Below are 24,267 nucleotides of genomic sequence, written 5' to 3' on the forward strand. Positions count from 1 at the left end.
ATTCTATATAATTTTAAATTTATCCATTCAACTTGTGTCTTTACAAGTTCTTAGCTATACATAATGTCACACATTAGTACTTTAGGCTTAACATGGACAACCCTAAGCGTTCAACGCTAAAAAAGCTAGCTGCAATAGGTTTAACAGCTGGTGCAATAACACATGCGCCTTATGTTTTTGCCCGAAAAAAAGTCACATTAAGAGTGCTTGGTACGCATGTAACACTCCAAGAGGCTATCCGCAAGCAAGCGATGAGTGACTTGGGTATTAATATAGAGTTTACTCCCGCAGGCAGCGCTGCTGTTTTGCAAAAGGCATCAATGGACCCTAGCTCCTTTGATTTATACGAACAATGGTCAGACAGCATTAATGTGCTTTGGGATGCAGGTTCCATTCAGCCAATAGAAAAAAAACGACTCACCTACTTTAACGAGATAAATCCACTTACTAAAACGGGAAAACTAACCGAAACTGCAAGTATTGGTGCAGGTGATTCCCCCTATAAATTATTAAATGTTCAACCCGATGGCACATTAAGCGCACAAGAAAGCGATCATCTTAGCTTTTTACCTTATGTGCATAATGTTGACTCTTTTGGTTACAACACCGACTTTATTAAGCCCGGTATAGCATACGAAACAGAAAGCTGGAGTTGGCTGCTTGATGACGAGAACAGAGGTAAAGTAGCTATTGTAAATGCGCCTACCATTGGATTATTTGACCTAGCCCTAGCAGCACAAAGTAAAGGGCTTATAAAATTTAACAATATAGGTGCAATGACCCGCCCAGAACTTGATAGATTGTTTAGTATATTACTCGACTTTAAACGCCAAGGTCACTTTAGTGGCTATTGGAACTCGGTTCCTGAGTCGATTGAATTTATGAAAAGTAAACGAGCCCATATAGAAAGCATGTTTTCGCCTGCAGTTTCTGCATTAAACAGCCAAAATATTAATGTACGATTTGCCGCGCCAAAAGAAGGCTACCGAGGCTGGCATGGTGTTATGTGTTTATCGTCACAAATACAAAGTAGCGCAAAAGATGCAGCTTACGATTATATGAATTGGTGGCTTTCAGGCTGGCCTGGTGCATTTATTGCTCGCCAAGGTTATTACATTAGTAACCCGCAGCGCTCTAAACTACTCCTATCTCAGTCTGAATGGGATTACTGGTACGGTGGAAAAGCAACAAACATAGATTTATTAAATACCAATGGCGACGTAGCAGTAAAAGCAGGTGGGCAACGTAATGGCGGTAGTTACCATAAACGCTTTAGTAATGTAGCAGTGTGGAATACAGTTATGCCAACCTATGACTACAGCCTGCAAAAATGGTATGAGTTGATTAGCCGATAATGATAATAAACTCAATTAAATCAAAAATAATATTAGCTCTGTGTTCGCTGATTGGATTACTTCTTTTACAGAGCTATTTGTTTAACTATTCGCAAACGTCTTTACTTAACTTGCAAAAATCGCAACATAACGCGCTTATTCAAAGTGAAGCTGTAACTAACTTAGAAAACGATATTATTTCCCTGCAAGGGCATGCAGTTTCATTTATTGACAATGCAAATGAAAATACGATTACCAAATTTAATTTTTACTTAAATAAGGCAAATCTAAATCTCGAGCAGCTAAAAACAAACACTCAAAACCAGACCCCTGAGTATCAAAACTCACTAATACGCCTTGGCGAGTATTTAAGTAATTACCAAGATACATTTGGCCAAGTTGTCGTAAACAGACAAAAACGCGAACACCTTTACATTACTCAGTTCAAACAACCTATTGATGACTTACAAGTAACAATTAGTGATTTAGAAGGGTCTTCAAACAATGATAATAAAGTTATTTTTAACGATGTTTTACTCACAATAAGTAATTTAAAACATGCAATTATAAGCTACCTCTATAAACCTAATTTTGATGAAGCACAAAATGTAAAACAAAACTTAAATCACTTACATAAAAAACTAACGAGCACCTCTGTAATAAATGAATCCCTCTCCAATAAAACAACAAGCTTAAAACAAGCTTATAACCAACTTGTATTACTCACCCGTAGCTACACTTTTTCTGTAAATGTAGTGCTTACAGGCATAGAAAACGAATTGCTGTATTTAACTAATGAAATTAAAAACATAGAAAAAAATAAACTAATCAAAACAGAAGAGCTACTAAGTAGCCACTTAACAAAAAATACAGAACAGGCAAATATATTTGCCGTTTTAATTATGTTAATCATTTTATTTTTAAGCTATTTTATTTTTAGATCGGTTATAAAACCAATTACTCAGCTCACTTTATTACTTAAAGATATGAATAGCGAAAAGCCAGTAACTATTTCAAATAACAGCCAAAATCAAACTGAAATAGCATCGGTAATAAAAGCAGCTAACGCTTTATATTTAAAAAATAAGCAAACCAAAGAGCTACTCAATGAAACCCGCGTATTAAATTCCCAAATGGAAGCAATGAATGCCGACCTGACGAGTGCCATGGAGCAAACCGATAAAGCCAATAAAACAAAAATAGATTTTGTAGCCAATATGAGTCATGAACTTCGCACCCCAATGAATGGCATATTAGGTATGTTGCAACTTTTACAAAGCAGCGAGCTTCCCTCAAGGCAAAAACACTACGCAGATAAAGCTTTTTCAAGTGCTCAAAATTTATTGCAGATTTTAAACAATATTCTGGATTTTTCTAAGCTAGAATCGGAAAAAGTTCAGTTAGAGCAAATCCCTTTTACCTTACATACTATAGTTTCTAACGTTCAAAATTTATTCTCAACAAATGCCAAGCAAAAAGGTTTGTTATTAAACTTTACTTTACACGTTGATGCAGGGCTTGAACTTATTGGCGACCCAATGCACTTAAGCCAAATAATAAATAACTGTGTAGGTAACGCAATTAAGTTTACTGAGCATGGTGAAATATCATTAATTATAGAAGCGACATCTCAACACGAAAAAACAATAAACCTTCGCTTTAGTATAAAAGACACGGGTATTGGGATGACTGAAGAGCAATCAAAAATTATATTCCAGTCTTTCTCGCAAGGTGATTCAAGCACAACAAGAAAGTATGGTGGGACCGGTTTAGGACTCACTATAAGCAAACAATTAACTAAATTGCTGGGCGGAGATATACAAGTAAGGAGCACGATTAATCAAGGTAGCGAGTTTTTCTTTACTCTACCCTTTACTTTATCTGAGCAACAAAAGCTTAAAAAACACGCCTTATTAATTAGCCCTGATAATGAGCAAATTAAAAAATTAATGGACTTACTAAGTGGTATAGACATAACGACAGAAACAACAAAAGAACCATTAAGAGCCATTGCAAAAATGTCTCAGCCTAGTAGCCCATTTAGTATTGTAATAATGTCGATAGAAAAAAAAGAGCTCAACGATAACTTTATTTTACAACAACTGTACGCTCAAAATAAAAACGTTAATGAAAAATTGACACTTATTTTATTAATTACCGATGAAGAGTCTCCAGAACCAATTGCAAAAAATGAAAATATAAACATTATAATTATTGGTAATAAAAATAGTGAAGTAGAAATTTTAAGAGCACTCGCACCAAATAATTTTAAAGAAAAGCAATTAAAGCCCCATCCTAAATTCTCGGGTTTTAATGCATTAGTTGTTGACGACAATAAAATTAATCAAGAAATAGCTTCCGCTCTTTTAGCCAGATTAGATATGACCGTGATCATTGCTGATAATGGACATGATGCATTAGATAAAATAGAGACAAATGACATCGATATTATTTTTATGGATGTTCAAATGCCAGTTATGGACGGACTAGAAGCAACAAGCATATTAAGAGAGCGAGGCTACAAAACTCCTATAATTGCTATTACGGCAGCCGCAGACCCTAATGATAAAAAAGCAGCATTTAGAGCCGGTATGGATGACTTTTTAGTAAAACCGATTATTTTTGATGCACTTTACAAAAGTATAGAAAAGCATCTGCAAAGTAGTGAACCTCTGAGCACTATAAACCTGCCATTAGCAAAAGAAAACCTAGAAAACAATGACAAATTGTTAACTAAATTATTTACTCAGTTTGTCAACGATTACAATGACTTTTCGACTAAAGCTGATATATTAATCAAAAATAGAGAGTTAGAAAGCTTAATTCGACTAGTACATACACTCAAAGGACTGGCCGGCACATTAGGCTTTGAGCTACTGCAACACAGCGCGCAAAGTGTTGAGAAAAGCTTAATAGATAAGAAAAGTATTAACTTATCTCATTTTAATGAACAATTAACACTTACACTTTTTGCTGTAAAACAATTTTTGATAGCTGACAGCTTTAAAAAAGAACATATACAGCAACATCAACTAGAAAACGAAGACTCGGTTATTGATAATATATACTCATTAGCATTAACGGCTCGCCCCGTACCTAGCAGTTTGGTTAGACAGCTAGAAATGAATCAATATGAGAGAGGCCACTCCCTATTTAAGCTCAAAGAAGCAATTGATCATTTTAACTACGCGTTAGTAATTGAGCTTATTGATATGTATAGAAACGATAATAAAAATTAGGCATAACCACTAACCTGAACTAGATTTAATATTGTAAAGAACGCAGAGAAGGACAGATAGTGCATTCAAATTACCTCGCAAACAGTAATGGATTAACCACAGAACAAAAGCATAAACCTTTAATTCTTATTGTTGATGACGAACCTAGTAATTTACACGTATTAGTAGAAGGACTTTTAACTGACTACGATGTACGTATTTCTACTAGTGGTGAGCAGGCTTTGATCTTTATTGAGTCAACTCGGCCTGACTTGATTTTATTAGACATAATGATGCCAGGCATGGACGGCTACGAAGTATGTAATATACTCAAAGCGAAACAAAATACCAAAGGGATCCCTGTCATATTTGTAACAGCGCTTACCGAGGAAGAGTCTGAAGAAAAAGGCTTCGCGATGGGCGCAATTGACTACATACACAAACCTTACAAGCTAGCGCTCGTTAGAGCACGCATTCGCACTCATATTACCGCTCAAGGCATGCTAGATAGGCTTATAGAAAAAAACTTTGACCTGCACGACAAGCTACTCGAAATAGAGTCTCTTGCGAAAGAGCTTAGCCAGCGAGAAGAAGAATTAAAAGAACTCTCATCAAAACAAAAATTATTTTATCAAGCCCTAACGGGAACCGCTGATGGTGTTGTTATTGCCGATAGTAATGGCAAAATTATAGCCGTAAACCCTTCATTTTGCCGTATAACCGGTTACTGTGAATCAGACTCACTGCAAATGCAGTTGCACGATATTAAACAAAACAACCACCCTAGTATTAGCTTTGACCAAGTATGGGAACATGCGAATCAAGCAGGCTATTGGAGTGGTGAGCTTGTAACCAGACGAAAAAATGGCGAACTTTATCCAGAGCTACTAACTCTCAGTTTGGTTAAAGGCGATCAAGATACTAACGTGCACTATATTGGTGTATTTAGTGATATTTCGAGCGTTAAAGTAACCCAAGAAAGAATTGACTACCTAACATGGCACGATGACCTTACAGGTTTACCAAACCGAAATGGTTTTTTAAAGCAGTTAGAGCAGCAACTTCAGGTTTGCAGTACCGAAAATAGTTATGCCTATATCTATATTATTGACATAGACAGCTTCCACTCAATCAATGATGGATTAGGATTACTCGCTGGCGATAACATATTAAAAGAATTAACTAAACGAATCCATACTCACGTGAGTAAAAAAGATGTTATTGCTCGCTTAGGTAGTGATGAATTTGCAGTACTATGTACAGTTGAAAAAGGTGTGGGCAGAGCTAGAGCTCAAGCAATGGCTGAAAATAAAGCCCAAGAGCTACTTGCAAGTGTAAACCATCCATTTGTCGTTGCTGAACAAGACGTTAGCTTAACAGTAAGTATAGGCACCTATATTTTTCCACGAGAAGATCAATGGGAAAGTGCTATTGAGACTATTCGTAACTGTGAAGCGGCCTGTTACAAGGCAAAAGAGAAAGGCGGCAATAGAGTTACCTTTTTTGATACTTCATTTGGCGAGCAAGCAAAACGCCGTTTTGAAATAGAACAAGATTTACGTAAAGCTATTTTAAATAATGAGCTATCGCTATATTTACAATCCCAATTTGATCGAAACCAAACTCTTAAGGGCGCTGAGGTTTTATTAAGATGGGAGCACCCTCAAAAAGGCTTTATTAGCCCTGGTGAGTTTATATCTATAGCGGAAGAGTCAGACATAATTTATGATTTAGATTGCTGGGTAACTTCAAATGCACTTGAAATACTAACGCAACTTGGTAAAACCCACCCTGAGTTAAACTTATCAATTAATATAAGTGGCAGGCACTTTCATGAAGCGCGTTTTTTAAACTTTATTAGCCAACAGATACAGCAACATAACATTAATCCTCAACAACTCACTATTGAGATAATTGAAGGTACGTTACTTAATCATATGGAAGCGGCTATTGAAGCTGTTCACTTTCTCAAGAAGCTAGGTATTAGAGTATCAATTGATGACTTTGGTACTGGATATTCGAGCTTAACCTACCTAAAACAATTACCAATACAAGAACTTAAAATTGATCGTTCTTTTGTTTTAGAGGCTCCTACCGATAACAACGATAAACTAATTATTGATATGATTGTAAGCTTAGGTCGTTTATTTGAACTCGAGATAGTTGCTGAAGGCGTAGAGAACCAGTCCCACTTTGATTTACTACAGGAGTATCCTGAGGTTATTCTGCAAGGCTATTATTTGCATAGACCAGAACCTGCAAGTGATTGGTTAAAAAAGTTAAAGTAACTGTAGCGTGATTTATAAACTAAAAAGCCGAGCATAAATATGCTCGGCTTTTTATGGACTTGATTTTTGCGGTTACTCGCGAACTTGGCCAACTCCATTAACTAAATACTTTTCTGTCGTTAGTGATTCGAGGCCCATAGGACCGTATGCATGTAGCTTGGAAGTAGCTATTCCAATCTCTGCACCTAGGCCCAATTGTGAGCCATCAGAAAAACGAGACGATGCGTTAACCATTACTACAGAAGCATCAACACTACGTTGGAATAACTCTGCAGCAGCTTCATTTTTAGTACAAATTACTTCTGTATGGTTTGATCCAAACTGTGCAATGTGTTCAACCGCTGCCGTAAAGTTTGGTACAACGCGAATAGCGATTTCTAGGTCTAGATATTCTTCACCAAATTCGTTATCAGCTAGGACTGTTGCGTTATCAAAGTATTTAGCTGCAAAGCTGTCAGCATTTATTTTTACACCTTCTTGGCGTAATACAACTGCACACAAATTTAAAAACTCATCTGCCACATCTTGATGCACAACTAAACCTTCTAGTGCATTACAAACACCGGTACGCTGGGTTTTACCGTTAAGCAGTAAGTTAAGCGCAATTTCTAGGTCGGCATCTTTATCTACATATAGATGACAAACGCCTTTGTAATGCTGAATTACTGGGATCGTACTGTTTTCAGTAACAAAGTTAATTAAACCCTCGCCGCCGCGTGGAATGATTAAATCAATGCTTTCGCGTTGCTGCATCAGTTCCATTAACAGCGCACGGTCTGGATCTGGAATCACTGAAATAAGTGATACCGGTAAGTTGTACTTCTCAAGTACGCTGTGCATTACACTTGCGATAGCTTGTGAACTTCTAAGTGCTTCTTTGCCGCCACGTAAAATTACGCCATTACCTGACTTAAAACATAATGCACCAGCGTCTGCTGTCACATTCGGGCGTGCTTCGTAAATCATACATACAACGCCAAGAGGTACGCGCATTTTGCGAATTTTAATACCATTTGGGCGCTCAGTAATATCACGCAGCTGACCAACAGGATCATCAAGGCTTACGATTACTTCAATTCCTTCAGCCATTGCTTCAATACGCTCATCGTTTAACGTTAAGCGGTCGATCATTGAGGCAGCTAAGTTATTGTCGCGTGCTGCGCTTAAATCACTTTCATTTTCTTTTATTATAAATGCTTTTTGCTCTCTTAGTACCGCTGCCATTTCAACTAGTACTTTGTTTTTAGTCTCGGTATCGAGTAAAGCAAGTGTATGTGCAGCTTTAGCTGCCTGACGTGAAATGTCCGTAATTAAACTCATGACTTCTCCAATAATGCGATATGTTTTTCAGATATAACTGGTCCAATTGAATCCTGCATTTTTTCGCTGAATTCACTCTGTTCGTTGTCTGCAATAAAGTTTAACAAACAGCTACTATAATTTGCGGTCGCTTTAGCTAAACGCGTACCGTCTTCACTACGTACTAAAATGGTATCACCCACGGCAAATTCACCGTGAACTTCCATGATTTCGTCACCACGAATACATCCACTTTCACCTTCAAGAGATTCATCAAATGATCCATCAACAACAACTTCACCTTGCTCATTTGCTGTATGTGTCATCCAATGAATAGAGTCCTGCATCGGTTTTTCGTACGGTAAAAATACACTACCTGGGTTTTCTCCAGCTAGCAGTTTTGTAAATGTTTCTTCTTTAAAGCCATTTATAATATAAGTCGCTATACCATGTGACGTTGCTTTTTCTGCCGCTTCTATTTTAGTTTTCATACCACCAGTACCTACCGCACTTGTAGCACATCCTGCCATAGCATAAATAGATTCATCAATTGATTTTATTTCAGGCAGTAACACCGCATCATCATGTAAGTTAGGGTTTTTATCATATAGCCCATCAACGTCTGAGAATATTAATAAAGCATCGGCATCGGCAGCTGCTGCGACCATTGCTGATAAGTTATCGTTGTCCCCTACTCGTAAATCGTCGGTGGTTACTGCATCGTTTTCATTAATGATAGGAAGTACACCATGTTCAAGTAAAGTGAACACGGTTTCACGGATGCTCTGGTAACGCTCGCGGTCACGTAAATCGCCATGCGTTAATAATAGCTGCGCAGATGGAAAGTCAAAAAAGCGGTCCCACATGGCAATCATTTCTGTTTGACCTGCTGCCGCCATTGCTTTTTTCATTACCACAGAGCGTGGTTTGTCTGATGGGAATAAATGCGCGCCAGCCGCTACAGAACCCGATGATACTAAAATCACCTCGATTCCACGGGCACGACAACGAACAATGAACTGTGCGATGGTTAATATGTAACGCGAACGGCAGCCATCTTGATCTGGTGCAATTAATGCACTACCTACTTTAAGTACGATACGTCGCCAATTTAACTTTTGCATAAATGCTCAACTTTCCATTTTATCTGCGCTCACCTTAATTAGACGAGCTAAAACTAAGTAGCTAGGTTTAAAACATAGCTTCGAATTTGTCTTTCATTTAGGCAACACTTTTTTACACACACGCGAAAACCATATCTAAAACAATAAGCTTAGATTTAAGGTTAAGTATAAAGTAGCAACAACCCAATAATATCGAGCAGCACTAATCAAAAAATTTAAAAGTGTTGTTTATGCATCGCTGTAAAAAGCTGTGTGTGGCTTTTTTATTAACAACATACATAGAGCCTCTAAAGTCTGATACACCAACAGATAGGGTGAAGACCAAAGGACCGAGATTTAACCGCCACGATGGGGGTTAAACATTGAAAGTAATAGTTCAACTCAAACCTTTATTTACTTAAATAATTAAATAAACTTGTTTAGCAAAACCATACCAAGAGTTCGGCAAATGAAATTATGTAGTGTTCGAATACTAGTAACACCACTAATGCATGATTATAAAGATTAAAAATGACGTTAAGATTAACAAACCACTTTTACTTCCAATAAACTTCATTAGATAACTAATTATTAGAACACGAAGCATATTACACTAAATACCCCTTAAAAATCAAGGTTAAAATTCGAGCGAAGCTAATTCCTCCTCGTTTGTGGTGTTAGATTGTTATTAAAATTCAACCAATTAAACAATTAATACAGCCTAAAATAAGGCGGCTTAACACGCGTAAAATAATTTAAGCCTACTAATCTTCTATAAGCAGCTAAAATTGATTAGTAATATTTTAATTTCCCGTGTATACCCCTGTATTAATAATTAACAAAAGTTATACTTTCTAAACAAACCGTCATAAATAAGGAATTCTTAATCTATGTCAGCAATTTACATAGCCGGTATCGCACTTTGCTCTGTGCTTGCCCAATGGGTCGCGTGGGCTTTTAGAGTGCCCGCTATTCTTTTCTTATTGCTTACTGGTCTTTTACTTGGGCCATTTAGTGGTGTTTTAGACCCTGATGCATTGTTAGGTGATTTACTGTTTCCAGTTGTATCACTAAGTGTTGCCATCATTTTATTTGAAGGATCCTTAACTCTGCATTTCAGAGAGCTAAAAGGAATCGGAAAAGTTGTAAGAAACCTTTGCTCCATCGGCATGCTTACTACCTGTATTATTATTAGCCTCAGCGCCTATTGGTTGCTTGAACTTAATTGGCGTGTAGCTGCGGTATTAGGTGCAGTGCTAGTTGTAACAGGCCCTACTGTTATAGCACCGCTATTAAACTCAATGCGCCCAACACAAGACATTGACCGCATACTTCGATGGGAAGGTATTGTAATAGACCCGATCGGCGCATTATTCGCTGTATTAGTATTTGAAGCCGTAATGCTGGTAGGCCAAGGCGAAGTATTTAGCCACACTATTATTGCTTTAGTTAAAACCCTAGGTGTTGGATTAAGTATTGGTGTTGCTGCTGGTTGGTTAACAACACTATTAATGCGCCGCGAGTGGCTACCATTTGAATTACATAAGTTTGGTATATTGGCATTGGTACTCATTAGTTTTTCTGTATCAAACTATTTAAGCCATGAATCAGGCCTATTAGCAGTGACTGTATTTGGTATTTGGCTTGCTAACCAAGACGATTTAGAAATAGATTCTGTACTTGAGTTCAAAGAAGACTTGTCGATGATATTAATATCAACGCTGTTTATTTTACTTGCAGCACGCTTACAGCTCTCTGATTTAATGATGCTCGACAGCGATGTATTTATATTTTTAGCTATCGTGCTTTTTGTTGCTCGGCCACTGTGTATTGCTATTTCGACCTTTGGTACTGACTTACCAATGAAGTCTCGTTTGGTACTTGCCTGGATAGCTCCACGCGGTATAGTCGCCGCAGCCGTTGGGTCGGTATTTGCGCTTAGCATGATGGAGTCTGGTGTTGCGGATGCTGAAAAAATGGTACCTCTTATATTTACAGTAATTATAATTACCGTTGTACTACAGAGCTTAACCGCCATTCCTGTCGCCAAGCTATTAGGTGTACGCCAGCCATCGCCAAATACAATATTAATTATTGGTGCAAACCATGTATCGCGTGCAATCGGCCGAGGCTTACAAGAGCAAAACATTCCGGTTCATCTGTCAGATCCTGCATGGGAAAACTGCAGAATGGCACGTATGGATGGTTTAGCTTGTTATTATGGTAACCCGCAATCAGAGCATGCTGAACGCTACTTACCTCTAACAACGATTCGTAGTGTATTAGCATTATCGCCAAATCGTCATCATAATGCGTTAGGTGTTCAATACTTTTCGCATTTACTTAATGAGAAAAATGTATTTTCGCTACGCTCATCAACGTCGCATGCAAAAGCAAATAAAGACAGCGCAACGTTTTTATCTAGACAAATACTGTTTGGAGACGAAGGCTCGTATGCACGTTTAAGCAGTATTATAGCTAAAGGCGGTAAGGTTAGCTCAACACGTATCTCGGATGAGTTTAGCTGGGAACAATACTTAGAAATGAACCCTGAGGCTATCCCTTTATTTATTCTCAAAGGTGATAAAGACAGTGATGACGATACACCAATTAAGCTAAGACCGTTTACAATCAACATGGAAAAACCGCCGCAAGAAGGCGAACGCGTTGTTGCATTGCAGCCGCCTAAAATGTCAGTTTTAAAAGACCCGCAAACAAAGGCTAAAGAAGACAGCTAAATACTTTTACGGTCTGTAAAAACTAAAAAACCCTAACTTAAAAAGTTAGGGTTTTGTTTTTAAAAGCCATTAAATAGGAAGGCGAGCTCGAGCAACCACACTATCTGGCATTTTTTGCGCTAACTTAGTCAGCGCTCGCTCAATTTTTTTATGAGTCGCTTTATCTGCCACCATAGAATTAAATAGCCAACGATAGGCATCTTCAAAATCACGCGGGCTGCCATAGCCATCATTAAATAATTTAACTAAACGTAGTTGTGCTTTTAAATTGCCTTGCGACGAGGCTTCACGCAAATACGTAATTGCCATTGCTTTATCTTGCTGAACTAAGCGACCAGTGTCGTAGTATCGTCCCAATTGCTCTAGCGCTGCAGCTAAGCCTTGCTCAGCTGCTTTTCGCATGTAATACACCCCTAACTCTACATTGCGATCAACGCACACGTTATAAGCCAGCATATCGCCGTATAAAAATTGATAAGACGGCAATGCCATTTTATTGGCTCGTGCTTCTATATCTTGCACCAACTGGCAATCATCTGCCTTTACGCGCGCTAAATGCGTATTTTTATTTATTAACGCAATTAGCTCTGATTCTGTATACAGCGGCACAGCAGCAGGGCTTTCTGTAGCTAAGCTGTTGGTTGCTATAAATAAAGACAGCGGTATTAACGAAAGCCTTAGTACGCAATTACGATTAAATAAACGCATGTTCACCACTTATATAAATAAACTTATTAAATAATATACAAAGATCGTTCCAAGGTGAATTTTAGACACAAAAAAAGCTGCACGGAGCAGCTTTTTTTAATCTAATGGTAATTACGCAAACGGATTGCGAAGCACCATAGTTTCTACACGGTCAGGACCTGTAGAAATAATATCAATTGGAACACCCGTAATTTCTTCAATACGTTTGATGTAGTCAATCGCAGCTTTTGGTAAACCGTCAAGACTAGTTACACCAACAGTGTTTTCTGACCAACCTGGCATTTCTTCGTATACTGGTGTTACTTTATCGTAACCTTCAGCCGCTAATGGTGTTACGTTAGTAACTGTGCCATCTTCAAGCTTGTAACCAGTACAGATTTTAAGTGTTTCTAAGCCATCTAAAACATCAAGCTTAGTTAAACAAAAACCTGAAATACTGTTGATTTGAACTGCACGGCGCATAGCCACTGCATCTAACCAACCAGTACGACGAAGTCGACCTGTTGTAGCGCCAAACTCATGGCCTTTATCACCTAGGTGCTTACCAACTGGATCTTGTTTATCAAGACCGTCGTAAAGCTCTGTAGGGAAAGGACCTGAACCAACACGTGTCGTGTACGCTTTAATAATACCTAAAACGTAATCAAGGTTTAATGGACCAAAACCTGCACCAGTAGCAACGCCACCAGCGGTAGTGTTTGAAGATGTTACATAAGGGTAAGTACCGTGATCTATATCAAGTAACGTACCTTGTGCACCTTCAAATAAAATGTTTTCGCCTGCTAAACGCGTTTGATCTAAAAGCTCAGTTACATCTACAACCATTGCTTTTAAGATATCAGCAACAGCCATTGCATCATCAAACGTTTTTTGGAAATCTACAGCATCTACTTTGTAGTAGTTAACTAAAGTGAAGTTGTGGTACTCAAGCACTTCTTTTAATTTAGCTGCAAATACTTCAGGATTAAATAAATCGCCTACGCGTAAACCACGACGTGCTACTTTATCTTCGTACGCAGGACCGATTCCACGGCCAGTTGTACCAATAGGCTTATCGCCACGAGCTGTTTCGCGGGCTACATCTAATGCAACATGGAAAGGCAAGATTAGCGGACATGCTTCACTTATTAAAAGACGCTCGCGTACTGGTACGCCGCGCTCTTCAAGCATGCCAATTTCTCTCATTAGCGCTTCTGGTGATAAAACTACACCATTACCAATCACACATTTAACATTGTCACGTAATACACCCGATGGAATAAGGTGTAGAACCGTCTTTTCACCTTCGATAACTAAAGTATGACCCGCATTGTGGCCACCTTGATAACGAACTACTAAAGATGCTTTGTCTGTAAGGAGATCAACTACCTTACCCTTTCCTTCGTCACCCCATTGGGTGCCTAATACAACAACGTTTTTACCCATCGTAAATTCACTTAGAGAAAATTAGGACGAGATTTTACCAGAAAACTAAAGTAAAGATCACCCCTGTTCAGCTTATTTTTTCTGCGGGCAATTGTTATATCCAAATATTGACCAATAACCACATAAATAACAGTGATTTAACGCACTAGTTTGTATTTAACAAAAAGCCCCGCAAATGCGAGGCTTTTTAACTTTTAAATAATTAACGTAAAGTCTATTGAGCTTTAGCGCCTTTCATATATTGGAAGAAGTCGCTATCTGGTGAAAGCACCATAACATCTTGCTTATCTTTAAAAGTCTTTTTGTAAGCTTCCAGCGAACGTACAAAACTAAAGAACTCAGGGTCTTTGTTATACGCATTAGCATAAATGCCTGCAGCATCAGCATCGCCTTGACCACGTACAGAACGTGCATTACGCTCAGCATCAGCAAGCATTACAGTTACTCGACGGTCAACTCCCGCACGAATAGTCTCTGCTTTTTCCTGACCTTCAGAACGGTGCTCTTTTGCAACCGCAGTACGCTCAGCGCGCATACGTTGGTAAATAGAGCTACTCACTTCTTGTGGTAAGTTGATTTGCTTAACACGTACGTCTAGTACTTCAATACCTAGCTCACGTGCACTTTCAGAAGCTTGTACTAACGCTTCTTCCATCAACTCGCTACGCTCACCTGATACAATTTCGCGAATTGTACGTGTACCAAAGTTTGTACGAAGACCATTGTTTACTTTTTGCTTAAGTAGCGTTTCAGCATATTGCTTATCGCCACGAGCACGTAAGTAAAAGGCACTAAAGTCATTAACGCGCCATTTTACAAACGAATCAACAATTAAGTCTTTTTTCTCGCTAGTAACAAAGCGATCTGGCGCACCATCTAGCGTTTGAATACGTGCATCAATACGACGTACTTGGCTAAAAAATGGTACTTTAAATTGTAGGCCTGGGCCATATACAATCGCTTTATCGTCGCTATCTTTTTGTACTTTACTGAATAACATTACAATTGCTTTTTGCCCTTCAGGTACAACAAATACCGATGAGAAAGACATAACAATGGCAGCTAATAGTATTACTAAACTAAAGTTTTTCATTATGATTATCTCCCATCATTGAAGCGGTCGTTGTTAAAGCGGTCATTGCCACTATTAACAGAGCTATTGCGCGACGTATTAACTTTATTACGTAAGTCTTGAATATCACTTGAACTTGGAAGTGCAACTCGTGTTGCGGTTCCTTGCTTGTCCATGATTTTATCAAGAGGTAAATACATCATGTTATTGCCGCCTTTAACATCAACCAATATTTTAGAACTACTCCCTAACACTTCTTCCATTGCATCAATGTATAAGCGCTCACGAGTAACTTCTTTAGCTGCTTGATATTCAGGTAAAAGCTTTTCAAAGCGAGCTACCTCACCTTGTGCTTCCAATGTAATGCGCTCTTGATAACCTTCCGCTTCTTGAGTCATACGCGTTACTTGACCACGAGCACGCGGTTCAATTTCACGAGCATATGCTTCTGCTTCACGGATGAAACGTTCTTCATCTTCTTGTGCAGCAATTGCATCATCAAATGCATCTTTAACTTCAGTTGGTGGACGAGAGTCTTTAAAGTTCACGTCAGTAACAATTAAACCTAAGTTATATGGTTCGATAATCTTATTAAGCTCATCCCATGTATTTTGACGAACAACCTCACGGCCATTAGTTAATACTTGGTCCATTTTTGCATGGCCCACAACATAACGCAGTGCACTGTCTAGCGCTTCTTCTAAGCTACTATCAGCGTTAGTTACGCTAAATTCATAAAGGTATGGGTCAATAACACGGTATTGCACCTGAAACTCAACGCTCACTACGTTTTCGTCTTCAGTAAGCATAAAACCAGAAGCCGATAATGAACGAACAGCTTCAATATCTACTGGGATTACCGTTTCGATGAAAGTCATTTTCCAGCGCAAACCAGGATCAGCAATTCGGTCATATTTACCAAATTGTAGAACCACACCACGCTCGGCTTCTTTAACCGTATAAATACCACTTAACGCCCATACAATAACGGCGATAATAAGTATGAATGAAATACCGGCTCCGCCAAGTCCACCGCCGCTACCATTGCCGGATTTTTTCCCGCCAAATAAGCCGCTGAACTTGTTACTAAACTTGCGGAACACCTCGTCTAAATCAGGTGGGCCTTGATCACGTCCGCCTTTATTATTCCACGGATCTTTGTCATTGCCATTATTACCCGGTTCATTCCAGGCCATAGCTATACTCCATTGTTATCTAAATAAATTAGGAAATTGTGTTAAATCTAACAAATCTACCGCGTTTCTCATACAAAAACCGACATTAAAACGTCAATTTTTAATTACGGTTGATAAAACCAGCAATTTCAGGACCAAATTCTTTAATTAAACGATTCCACTCAACCATTGGCATTCTAACATCTAACAGCCAATTACCTTGCTCATCAAATTGCTCTTCATGCACTGCATTTAAACTGAACAATGCAGCTCTTAAGCGACCATACAATGGCGTAAGAAATAATGTTTCGTTAAACATCTTCTTAGCTAGTAACTCACTGATAGCCTCGCTAAGTAATTCACACCCTTCACCAGTCTGAGCGCTAAGCCATACTCTTATAGGTTGACCTTCGTCATCTCGATCAATACGTGGGCTTACGTTATCCAGCGCATCAATTTTATTATAAATTAATAGCTGTGGTACTTCATCGGCCTCAATTTCTTTAAGCACCGATTGTACTTGTTCAATATTTTCTTGCAGACGTGAGTCTGCGGCATCAATTACATGTAACTGCAAATCAGCTTCGCGAGTTTCAGTAAGCGTTGCTTTAAAAGCAGCAACTAAGTCATGTGGTAGGTGACGAATAAAGCCCACTGTATCAGCTAAGATAACAGGGCCAACATCACCTAACTCAAGCTTACGTAGAGTCGGGTCAAGCGTGGCAAACAACTGATCGGCCGCGTATACATCTGAATTTGTAATTCGATTAAATAATGTAGATTTACCCGCATTGGTATAACCAACTAATGAAACTGTAGGTATTTCGTTGCGAGTACGAGCTCGCCTACCTTGTTCACGTTGCACTGCAACTTTAGCTAAACGTGCACGAATATTTTGAATACGGGCACGAAGTAATCTTCTGTCAGTTTCAAGTTGAGTTTCACCAGGACCACGTAAACCAATCCCGCCTTTTTGACGTTCAAGGTGAGTCCAGCCTCGAATTAATCGAGTCGACATATGGCGAAGTTGAGCCAATTCAACTTGCAGCTTACCCTCGTGGGTACGTGCGCGTTGGGCAAAAATATCAAGAATTAGCGTCGTTCTATCAAGCACACGACATTGACAAACGCGCTCTAAATTACGCTCTTGTGATGGCCTGAGTTGATGATTAAAAATTACGACATCTGCTTTGTGGATTTTGACAATCTCAGCTATTTCTTCTGCTTTACCGGTACCGACGAATAGTTTCGGATGTGGTGCTTGACGGCTGCCTTGCACAACCGCCAAACTACTAACACCAGCAGAAGATACCAACATTTCTAATTCATGAAGATCTTCACGATCTCCTTCTTTAGGCAAGTCGATATGAACTAAAATTGCCTGTTCGCCGGATTCATAGCGGTCAAACAAACATTATGCTCCTAATTAAAAGTTTCCAGCTTCTGCCTCTTCAGTGTCTTCACTCCCTTGAACTGCTTGGAAGTTAACTGCGCGAGCAGGGACAACTGTAGAAATTGCATGCTTATAAACCATTTGATTTACGGTGTTCTCTAGTAAAATAACAAATTGGTCAAATGACTGAATTTTGCCTTGTAATTTTATGCCATTTACCAAAAAGATTGATACTGGAATGCGCTCACGTCGTAGTGCATTCAAAAATGGGTCTTGTAACGATTGGCCTTTTGCCATGTTATTGTTCCTTCGTTCTAGGTGTTATTATAATTAAGTGGCTGAACTTATTTGATAAAAAACAATATTCAACTACTACTAGCTTAGCGAACTTACTACACGATGCAAGTTTTCTTCGTCGCCTGTTGTTAACCAAGTAACATCAGGCCAACTACGAAGCCACGTTAACTGCCGTTTTGCCAGCTGACGTGTTGCTGCGATGCCACGAAAAACCATTTCATCATGGTTTGTTTCACCCGCAAGGTAATCCCACATTTGTCTATAACCAACACAACGAATAGAAGGCATATTGGGGTGTAAATCCTTACGTAGATATAGGGTCGAAACTTCATTTTCAAACCCCTGATCAATCATTATTTTAAACCTTTCTTCAATTCGGCGGTGTAATTCACTGCGTTCTTGCGGTGCAATCGCAAATTGATGAAAAGTATAAGGTAAAGCCGGCTGTTTTTGCATTTGCAACTCAGTCATGGTCTTACCAGTTAACCTGTAAACCTCTAAAGCTCGATTAATTCTTTGTGAATCATTTTCACTTATTTTTTCGGCTGCTTTTGGGTCAACTTTAACTAATTCTTTATATAAATGAGGCCAGCCAAATTCTTTCGCTTGCGCTTCTAACTCTGCTCTTATCTCTGTATCTGCTTCAGGTAAAGGCGATAAACCATCAATTAAAGATTTGAAGTACAGCATTGTACCTCCAACCAATACAGGCACTTTACCTTGTCTGTGAAATTCGTCAATTTTTTGCACTGCATCGCGCCTAAAATCTGCAACTGAATACGTTTCACTCGGGTCAAGTAGATCAATTAAATGATGCGGAGCTTTGGCTAATTCTTCCGCATCAGGTTTTGCTGTACCAATGTCCATACCTTTATACACTAGCGCTGAATCTACGCTGATTATTTCTGTATTTAAATGCTCGCACAGCGAGATTGCCAATGCTGTTTTACCTGCTGCAGTTGGACCCATTAAAAATATAACTGGTAAATTACTCAACACTGATACCTTAATCTAATTGCGTTAAATAGTGATTTAGCTCTATTTTAACTGCTTTTTTACGCAAGCGTTCAATAGTTTGTGGATTATTTTGTAAGCGCATTTGTTGCGCTAAAAATATATTGCTTAAATAAAATCGGGTCGGCACGCATTTCATTTGCCATTCTAACCAATTCTCTATATTTTCAAGTTTTGCTTTACACGCATCAAGTAGCTCACCTACCGCTGCACTTACATCAAGTAAATATAAACACGCTGGCAATTTTTTAACCATTACAAATTGTTTTTCTATTACAAGTTCAAAACCAAGTAAGGTAAACCACGATTGCTGGGATTCTATAAGTAAGCAATCTTCTTTTTCTAAGTTTACTCGCACTGGTAACAAAAGGGCTTTCCCTTCTAAACTTCCGAACTCTTTAATTTGATTATGCCAATCATCAACTAATGCATATTTAAAATGTGAGCAATACAATTGCTGCTCTTCACTATAGACACACACTCCTTCACTAACACTTATAATAGAAACAGCTTTTAAGACATTATCCACAGATACGGACTGGTGTAGTGCAGCAGATATATTGGCTGCATTATCAAAATGCGCGGCGTGTTGCTCACTCACTCCTTGATAAAACGCATTTACGTCATGATGGCTCGTACTTGGTGCAGCACGGTATGCACCGCCAACACTTCTAGTACCAGAGGACGAACTTGAGCTACCAGCACTTCCAGAGTAAGAGGGCTGTAATTGCGATTTAGGGTAATCAAACACTCCTTCGCTTTCTATATTATTAGCACTGCTATGCGTTGACTCAATGAACGCTGGCGTGAATTCTGCTTCTATGCTCGCTGATTCGTTAGTGAATTCGCCTTGCAATGGCACTACTACCTGCTTAATAGCTTGCAATATAAAATCATGAATTAACCGCCCTTGATGAAAACGCACTTCATGCTTAGCAGGGTGAACATTGACATCAACCTGTCGTGGGTCAATATCAATATAAATGACAAAACCGGGTAATTCTTGTGTTCCACTTACTTCTTCAAATGCCTGGCGTATAGCATGCAAAATAAGCTTATCGCGCATCATGCGATTATTCACATAAGTGTACTGAGTCGTATTCGCTGAGCCTACAGGTAGCACCCAACCATGCAGCTGTAGGCCGCCCTCTCCTGATTGAATATGCAAACCTTGCTCAGCAAAGGACTTACCTGCAACTTGTGCTACGCGTGTTATAGCCTGAGAGGGATCAGTTTTGGCACGATACTGCCTTACTACTTTTTCGTTGTGAGTTAGTGTAATAGAGACATCAAAGCGACTAAGCGCAATACGCTTTATCAACTCATCAATATGGCTAAATTCAGTTTTTTCGGTGCGTAAAAATTTACGACGTGCTGGAGTATTAAAAAATAAATCTTTTACTTCAATGGTTGTGCCATCGGGATGCGCTACAGGTTTTACTTGAACGGCCATGTCGCGGCCTTCTGCAAAAGCTTGCCAAGCTGCTTCTTGCTCTTTTGGTTTTGAGCTCAGCGTTAAACGCGACACAGAACTAATTGACGCAAGTGCTTCCCCTCTAAAGCCAAGTGAGCAAATGTTTTCAAGGTCATCAAGTGATTTTAATTTACTTGTCGCGTGGCGAGAAAGTGCGAGCGTTAGCTCATCTTTACTTATCCCTGCGCCATTATCACGAATACGAATAAGTTTGTGGCCGCCGCGCTCAATATCAATTTGAATACGCGTTGCGCCAGCATCTAAGCTATTTTCAACAAGCTCTTTTACTACCGACGCTGGGCGCTCAACCACTTCGCCTGCGGCAATTTGGTTGGCTAAACGCGCGGGTAATATTTCAATATTCATGAGACTTCCTAGCAAACATTGCGCTAATAATAATGACTAACTTTGAGGTATATCGAGCTCTTGCCCAATAAATAAGGTATTAGAACTAAGCTTATTAACTTGTTTTAATTTATTGACTGTAACGCCATAGCGACTCGCTAACATACTTAAAGATTCACCGGGGCGTACTTTATGCTTTGTTGGATATTGCGACTTTAATTTAGCAAATAAAGAATCATCCGGCGGATTTTTCAAATAATAATTTTTAATTGAAGTAAATATCGCTTTAGCTAAACGCTCTTGATGATTAGGGCTTTTAAGTAGCTTTTCTTCTCGCGGGTTAGATATAAACCCTGTTTCTACCAAAATAGATGGAATATCTGGTGATTTTAGTACTGCAAGGCTCGCATGCTGAGGATCTTTTTTATGCAGTTTGGCAACCTTACGAAGCTCTTTAACCACTTCGTCAGCTACATTTAAGCCAGTTTTCATAGAGTGGTCCATCGACATATCAAGCAACGCTTGTGCTAGATATTTTTCATTGGCGGCATCTTTCATTACATCAGCAGCGCCACCTAAAAGCTCGGAGTGTTTTTCTTTATCTTCTATCCATTTACCTATTTCTGAATTAGCACGTCTCAATGATAAAACCCACACAGAGGCACCATTTGGTCCAGGGCTTGTAAATGCATCAGCATGAATAGAAACAAAAAAATCTGCCTTTTTTTCACGGGCTCGATTAGTACGGGTATTTAATTTTACAAAATAGTCACCGCTTCGTACCATGCGCGAAATCATGCCACGTTCGCCATCAATCATGCGCTCTAAACGTTTCGCAATTTGCAGTGTAACTGTTTTTTCGTAGGTGCCTGATGGCCCAATTGAACCAGGATCTTCGCCGCCATGCCCCGCATCAATTGCAATAACAATGTCGCGCTCTTGGCTTAGTTGACGGTTTTTAGCAGCTGTTTGAGCAGGAGAAACAACTGTAGTAGCTTGGCTTTTATTGTATAAATCAACAACAAGTCTATTTTTATAAGGGCCTGTAGGTGCGAGGGCAAATACCACTGGCTTTATTGGCGCACTTAATTCAAATACTAAACGTACGCTTTGGTTATTTTTAGGTTTTGAGTAACGTAATTTGCTTACTATTTGATGTTTCGGGGGCACACCTGGCAATGTTTTTAACTCGCTAGTATTTTCTAAATCAATCACTAGGCGGCTAGGGTTTTTAAGCATGAAATAGCTAAAGTCGGGCTTATCATTTAAATCAAATACCACGCGCGTACTATCTGGAGACGGCCATACACGCACACTATTGATTGTGTTTTTAGCCCATAGCGGCAAGCTTATGGTGATAACCATAAGATAAATAAAAAGTTTAACTACACCTCGGCTCATTGGATAATTACTGCCTTAACTATATTATTATTGATTATTTAGTTTTTCGACAATTGCTATACCGCGCTCACTCGCACTATTTATAACAATTTTACGTTCGTTACCCACATAGCTTAGAGTAATATCTAAATCAGGCACAGGAATAAATTCACCACCCTTTTCAGGCCATTCAACAACACAAATTGCGTCTGCTGAGAAATAATCGCGTATTCCCATGTATTCGAGTTCTTCAGGATCACCTAAGCGGTATAAGTCAAAATGATAAACATTTGCACGCTCAAGCTCATAAGGTTCTACTAGTGTATAGGTCGGGCTTTTAACCTTACCTGTATGGCCAAAGCCTTGCAATACACCTCGTGTAAACGTTGTTTTACCAGCACCTAAATCACCATGTAAATAAATAACCGCACCTTGCTCTATAATATCAGCAACGCGATTACCCATTGTAACCGTGGCAATCTCATCAGTTAAATGAAATTCAAAACTACGCGTCATTATTACCTCAAAAATTCATTCAAAAGCGCATATTTGCTAATCATACCAGAATATTCATTTAAGGCGATAAATTGAGGTTTTAGACATAAAAAAACCAGACAAGCGAATGATTAAGTTATATTTGAATATCTATTTTCGATACCTTAAAACTGTAACATTGAAATAAAGTAAGAGAAAAGTAACGCTACGGCTTATATGCCTATAGCAAGTATTAAAGTTACTGAGATATGTAAGCTTATAATCAAACTTTTATGATTCAGCCACTAGTTCTGATACTAAAAAATATATAGCAACAACGGAGTTGATGACACAAACCAGAAAACTACCCTGCATGCTTTTGTATTTCTGATAAAAAGATAATACCAATTCGCTTAATTAAGTGATCTATTTTGAGGCTGGAAAAACGTGTTGATAGCTAGGCAGAAATTCGCTATTTAGTTGTTCTAAATGAGCATTTTTTAAAGCAGGTAGCGACACGTTTAGCCCCACAAAATGATTAAGTATTATTGCGGATTGGTATAAGTCCTAAATGTGTAAACACGTTTCAAGACAAGGCAGTTCCAGAAAACAAAAAGCCCCGGCTAATGCCAGGGCTTTTTTACAAAACTAACTTAATTAAAAATTAAGCTTGTTTTGGACTAGAAATAACGTCTACTAAAGTCCAAGATTTATTCTTAGAAATTGGTGCGCATTCACGGATAGTAACTACGTCACCCGCTTTTGCTGTGTTATTTTCGTCATGTACGTGTAACTTAGTCGTACGTTTAATGAATTTCCCATAGATTGGGTGCTTCACATAACGTGCGATAGCGATAGTGAAAGATTTTTCCATCTTGTCGCTGATTACACGGCCTTGAAGAGTACGAATTTTATCGCTCATTATTGACCTGCCTTCTGGTTAATAACTGTTTTTACACGCGCGATATCGCGGCGTACTGTTCTTAGCGTGTGTGTCTGAGCTAACTGACCAGTGCTAGCTTGCATGCGCATATTAAATTGCTCACGAAGTAGTCCTAGAAGTTCAGCATTAAGCTCTTCTACGCTTTTATCTTTTAGTTCGCTAGCTTTCATCACATTACCGTCCGAGTTACGAAAGTTGTTTTGAATGGCAGTTTACGAGCAGCAAGGTCAAACGCTTCACGAGCAAGCTCTTCTGAAACACCTTCCATTTCGTAAAGTACTTTACCAGGCTGAATTTCAGCAACCCAATATTCAACAGAACCTTTACCTTTACCCATACGAACTTCAAGAGGTTTTTCTGTAATCGGTTTGTCAGGGAAGACACGAATCCAGATTTTACCTTGACGTTTCACGTGACGCGTCATAGCACGACGAGCTGCTTCGATTTGACGAGCAGTCATACGGCCACGGCCAGTTGCTTTCAATCCGAAAGTACCGAAGCTTACTTTGTTACCGTTTTGCGCTAAACCGCGGTTGCGGCCTTTGTGCATTTTACGGAATTTTGTACGTTTTGGCTGTAACATTACT

19 protein-coding genes are annotated in these 24,267 nt (G+C 38.9%); 4 read left to right on the plus strand and 15 right to left on the minus strand.

What is annotated here, in order from left to right; translation table 11 throughout:
* Positions 1-92 precede the first annotated feature (92 nt).
* From H5090_RS09080 to H5090_RS09090, 3 genes are read left to right on the plus strand one after another with little or no spacing between them, the layout of a single operon-like run.
* Positions 93-1,355, plus strand: coding sequence for a PotD/PotF family extracellular solute-binding protein (locus H5090_RS09080; RefSeq protein WP_182695517.1), 1,263 nt, complete (start codon positions 93-95; stop codon positions 1,353-1,355).
* On the plus strand, positions 1,355-4,573 hold the full coding sequence (locus tag H5090_RS09085; RefSeq protein ID WP_182695518.1) for a hybrid sensor histidine kinase/response regulator: 3,219 nt from the start codon (positions 1,355-1,357) through the stop codon (positions 4,571-4,573). Before H5090_RS09080 ends, H5090_RS09085 begins: the two co-directional genes overlap by 1 nt.
* Before the next feature lie 59 nt (positions 4,574-4,632).
* Positions 4,633-6,840: an EAL domain-containing protein gene (locus H5090_RS09090; RefSeq protein ID WP_182695519.1), complete on the plus strand. Its 2,208-nt coding sequence runs from the start codon at positions 4,633-4,635 to the stop codon at positions 6,838-6,840.
* A 72-nt stretch (positions 6,841-6,912) separates the two neighbouring features.
* On the opposite strand, the gene H5090_RS09095 is transcribed toward H5090_RS09090, so the two are convergent.
* A complete protein-coding gene (locus H5090_RS09095; protein ID WP_182695520.1) occupies positions 6,913-8,160 on the minus strand; it encodes a glutamate-5-semialdehyde dehydrogenase in 1,248 nt (415 codons plus the stop codon).
* Positions 8,157-9,263 (minus strand): glutamate 5-kinase, encoded by a 1,107-nt coding sequence (gene proB / locus H5090_RS09100; RefSeq protein WP_002957876.1) that lies wholly within the window; start codon positions 9,261-9,263, stop codon positions 8,157-8,159. Before proB ends, H5090_RS09095 begins: the two co-directional genes overlap by 4 nt.
* Positions 9,264-10,132: 869 nt before the next feature.
* Between proB and H5090_RS09105 the strand changes: the two genes are divergently transcribed.
* Positions 10,133-11,980, plus strand: coding sequence for a sodium:proton antiporter (locus tag H5090_RS09105; RefSeq protein ID WP_002957877.1), 1,848 nt, complete (start codon positions 10,133-10,135; stop codon positions 11,978-11,980).
* Positions 11,981-12,049: 69 nt separating this feature from the next.
* Here the strand turns inward: H5090_RS09105 and H5090_RS09110 are convergent, their stop codons facing one another.
* The 13 genes from H5090_RS09110 to rplP all read right to left on the minus strand — a co-directional run bounded on the left by H5090_RS09110 (position 12,050) and on the right by rplP (position 24,263).
* Entirely contained in the window at positions 12,050-12,688 is a 639-nt protein-coding gene (locus H5090_RS09110) for a tetratricopeptide repeat protein (protein ID WP_024597265.1), read from the minus strand.
* A gap of 111 nt (positions 12,689-12,799) precedes the next feature.
* Positions 12,800-14,113: an adenylosuccinate synthase gene (locus H5090_RS09115; RefSeq protein ID WP_024597266.1), complete on the minus strand. Its 1,314-nt coding sequence runs from the start codon at positions 14,111-14,113 to the stop codon at positions 12,800-12,802.
* Between the two features lie 214 nt (positions 14,114-14,327).
* Complete coding sequence (gene hflC, locus H5090_RS09120; RefSeq protein ID WP_002957880.1) at positions 14,328-15,206, minus strand: protease modulator HflC; 879 nt, start codon at positions 15,204-15,206, stop codon at positions 14,328-14,330.
* A gap of 5 nt (positions 15,207-15,211) precedes the next feature.
* Positions 15,212-16,381 carry an FtsH protease activity modulator HflK gene (gene hflK, locus H5090_RS09125; protein WP_002957881.1) on the minus strand — a complete coding sequence of 390 codons (1,170 nt, stop codon included), beginning with the start codon at positions 16,379-16,381 and terminating at the stop codon, positions 15,212-15,214.
* Between the two features lie 100 nt (positions 16,382-16,481).
* On the minus strand, positions 16,482-17,771 hold the full coding sequence (hflX, locus tag H5090_RS09130; protein WP_024597267.1) for a ribosome rescue GTPase HflX: 1,290 nt from the start codon (positions 17,769-17,771) through the stop codon (positions 16,482-16,484).
* 15 nt (positions 17,772-17,786) lie between these two features.
* A complete protein-coding gene (hfq, locus tag H5090_RS09135) occupies positions 17,787-18,050 on the minus strand; it encodes an RNA chaperone Hfq (RefSeq protein ID WP_024597268.1) in 264 nt (87 codons plus the stop codon).
* 78 nt (positions 18,051-18,128) lie between these two features.
* Positions 18,129-19,046, minus strand: coding sequence for a tRNA (adenosine(37)-N6)-dimethylallyltransferase MiaA (gene miaA / locus H5090_RS09140; protein ID WP_002957884.1), 918 nt, complete (start codon positions 19,044-19,046; stop codon positions 18,129-18,131).
* A gap of 10 nt (positions 19,047-19,056) precedes the next feature.
* The gene (mutL, locus tag H5090_RS09145) at positions 19,057-20,904 is read right to left on the minus strand and encodes a DNA mismatch repair endonuclease MutL (protein WP_182695521.1); all 1,848 of its coding nucleotides are present in this window, start codon (positions 20,902-20,904) and stop codon (positions 19,057-19,059) included.
* A 36-nt stretch (positions 20,905-20,940) separates the two neighbouring features.
* On the minus strand, positions 20,941-22,284 hold the full coding sequence (locus H5090_RS09150) for an N-acetylmuramoyl-L-alanine amidase (RefSeq protein WP_182695522.1): 1,344 nt from the start codon (positions 22,282-22,284) through the stop codon (positions 20,941-20,943).
* A 27-nt stretch (positions 22,285-22,311) separates the two neighbouring features.
* Positions 22,312-22,779 (minus strand): tRNA (adenosine(37)-N6)-threonylcarbamoyltransferase complex ATPase subunit type 1 TsaE, encoded by a 468-nt coding sequence (gene tsaE / locus H5090_RS09155; RefSeq protein WP_182695523.1) that lies wholly within the window; start codon positions 22,777-22,779, stop codon positions 22,312-22,314.
* A gap of 622 nt (positions 22,780-23,401) precedes the next feature.
* Positions 23,402-23,659, minus strand: a complete 258-nt coding sequence (rpsQ, locus tag H5090_RS09160; protein ID WP_002957888.1) for a 30S ribosomal protein S17 — start codon at positions 23,657-23,659, stop codon at positions 23,402-23,404.
* Positions 23,659-23,850 (minus strand): 50S ribosomal protein L29, encoded by a 192-nt coding sequence (gene rpmC, locus H5090_RS09165; protein WP_002957889.1) that lies wholly within the window; start codon positions 23,848-23,850, stop codon positions 23,659-23,661. Before rpmC ends, rpsQ begins: the two co-directional genes overlap by 1 nt.
* Positions 23,850-24,263 (minus strand): 50S ribosomal protein L16, encoded by a 414-nt coding sequence (gene rplP / locus H5090_RS09170; protein ID WP_002957890.1) that lies wholly within the window; start codon positions 24,261-24,263, stop codon positions 23,850-23,852. Before rplP ends, rpmC begins: the two co-directional genes overlap by 1 nt.
* Positions 24,264-24,267 lie beyond the last annotated feature (4 nt).

The organism is Pseudoalteromonas sp. SR43-5 (genome assembly GCF_014163835.1).
Classification (GTDB): domain Bacteria; phylum Pseudomonadota; class Gammaproteobacteria; order Enterobacterales; family Alteromonadaceae; genus Pseudoalteromonas; species Pseudoalteromonas distincta.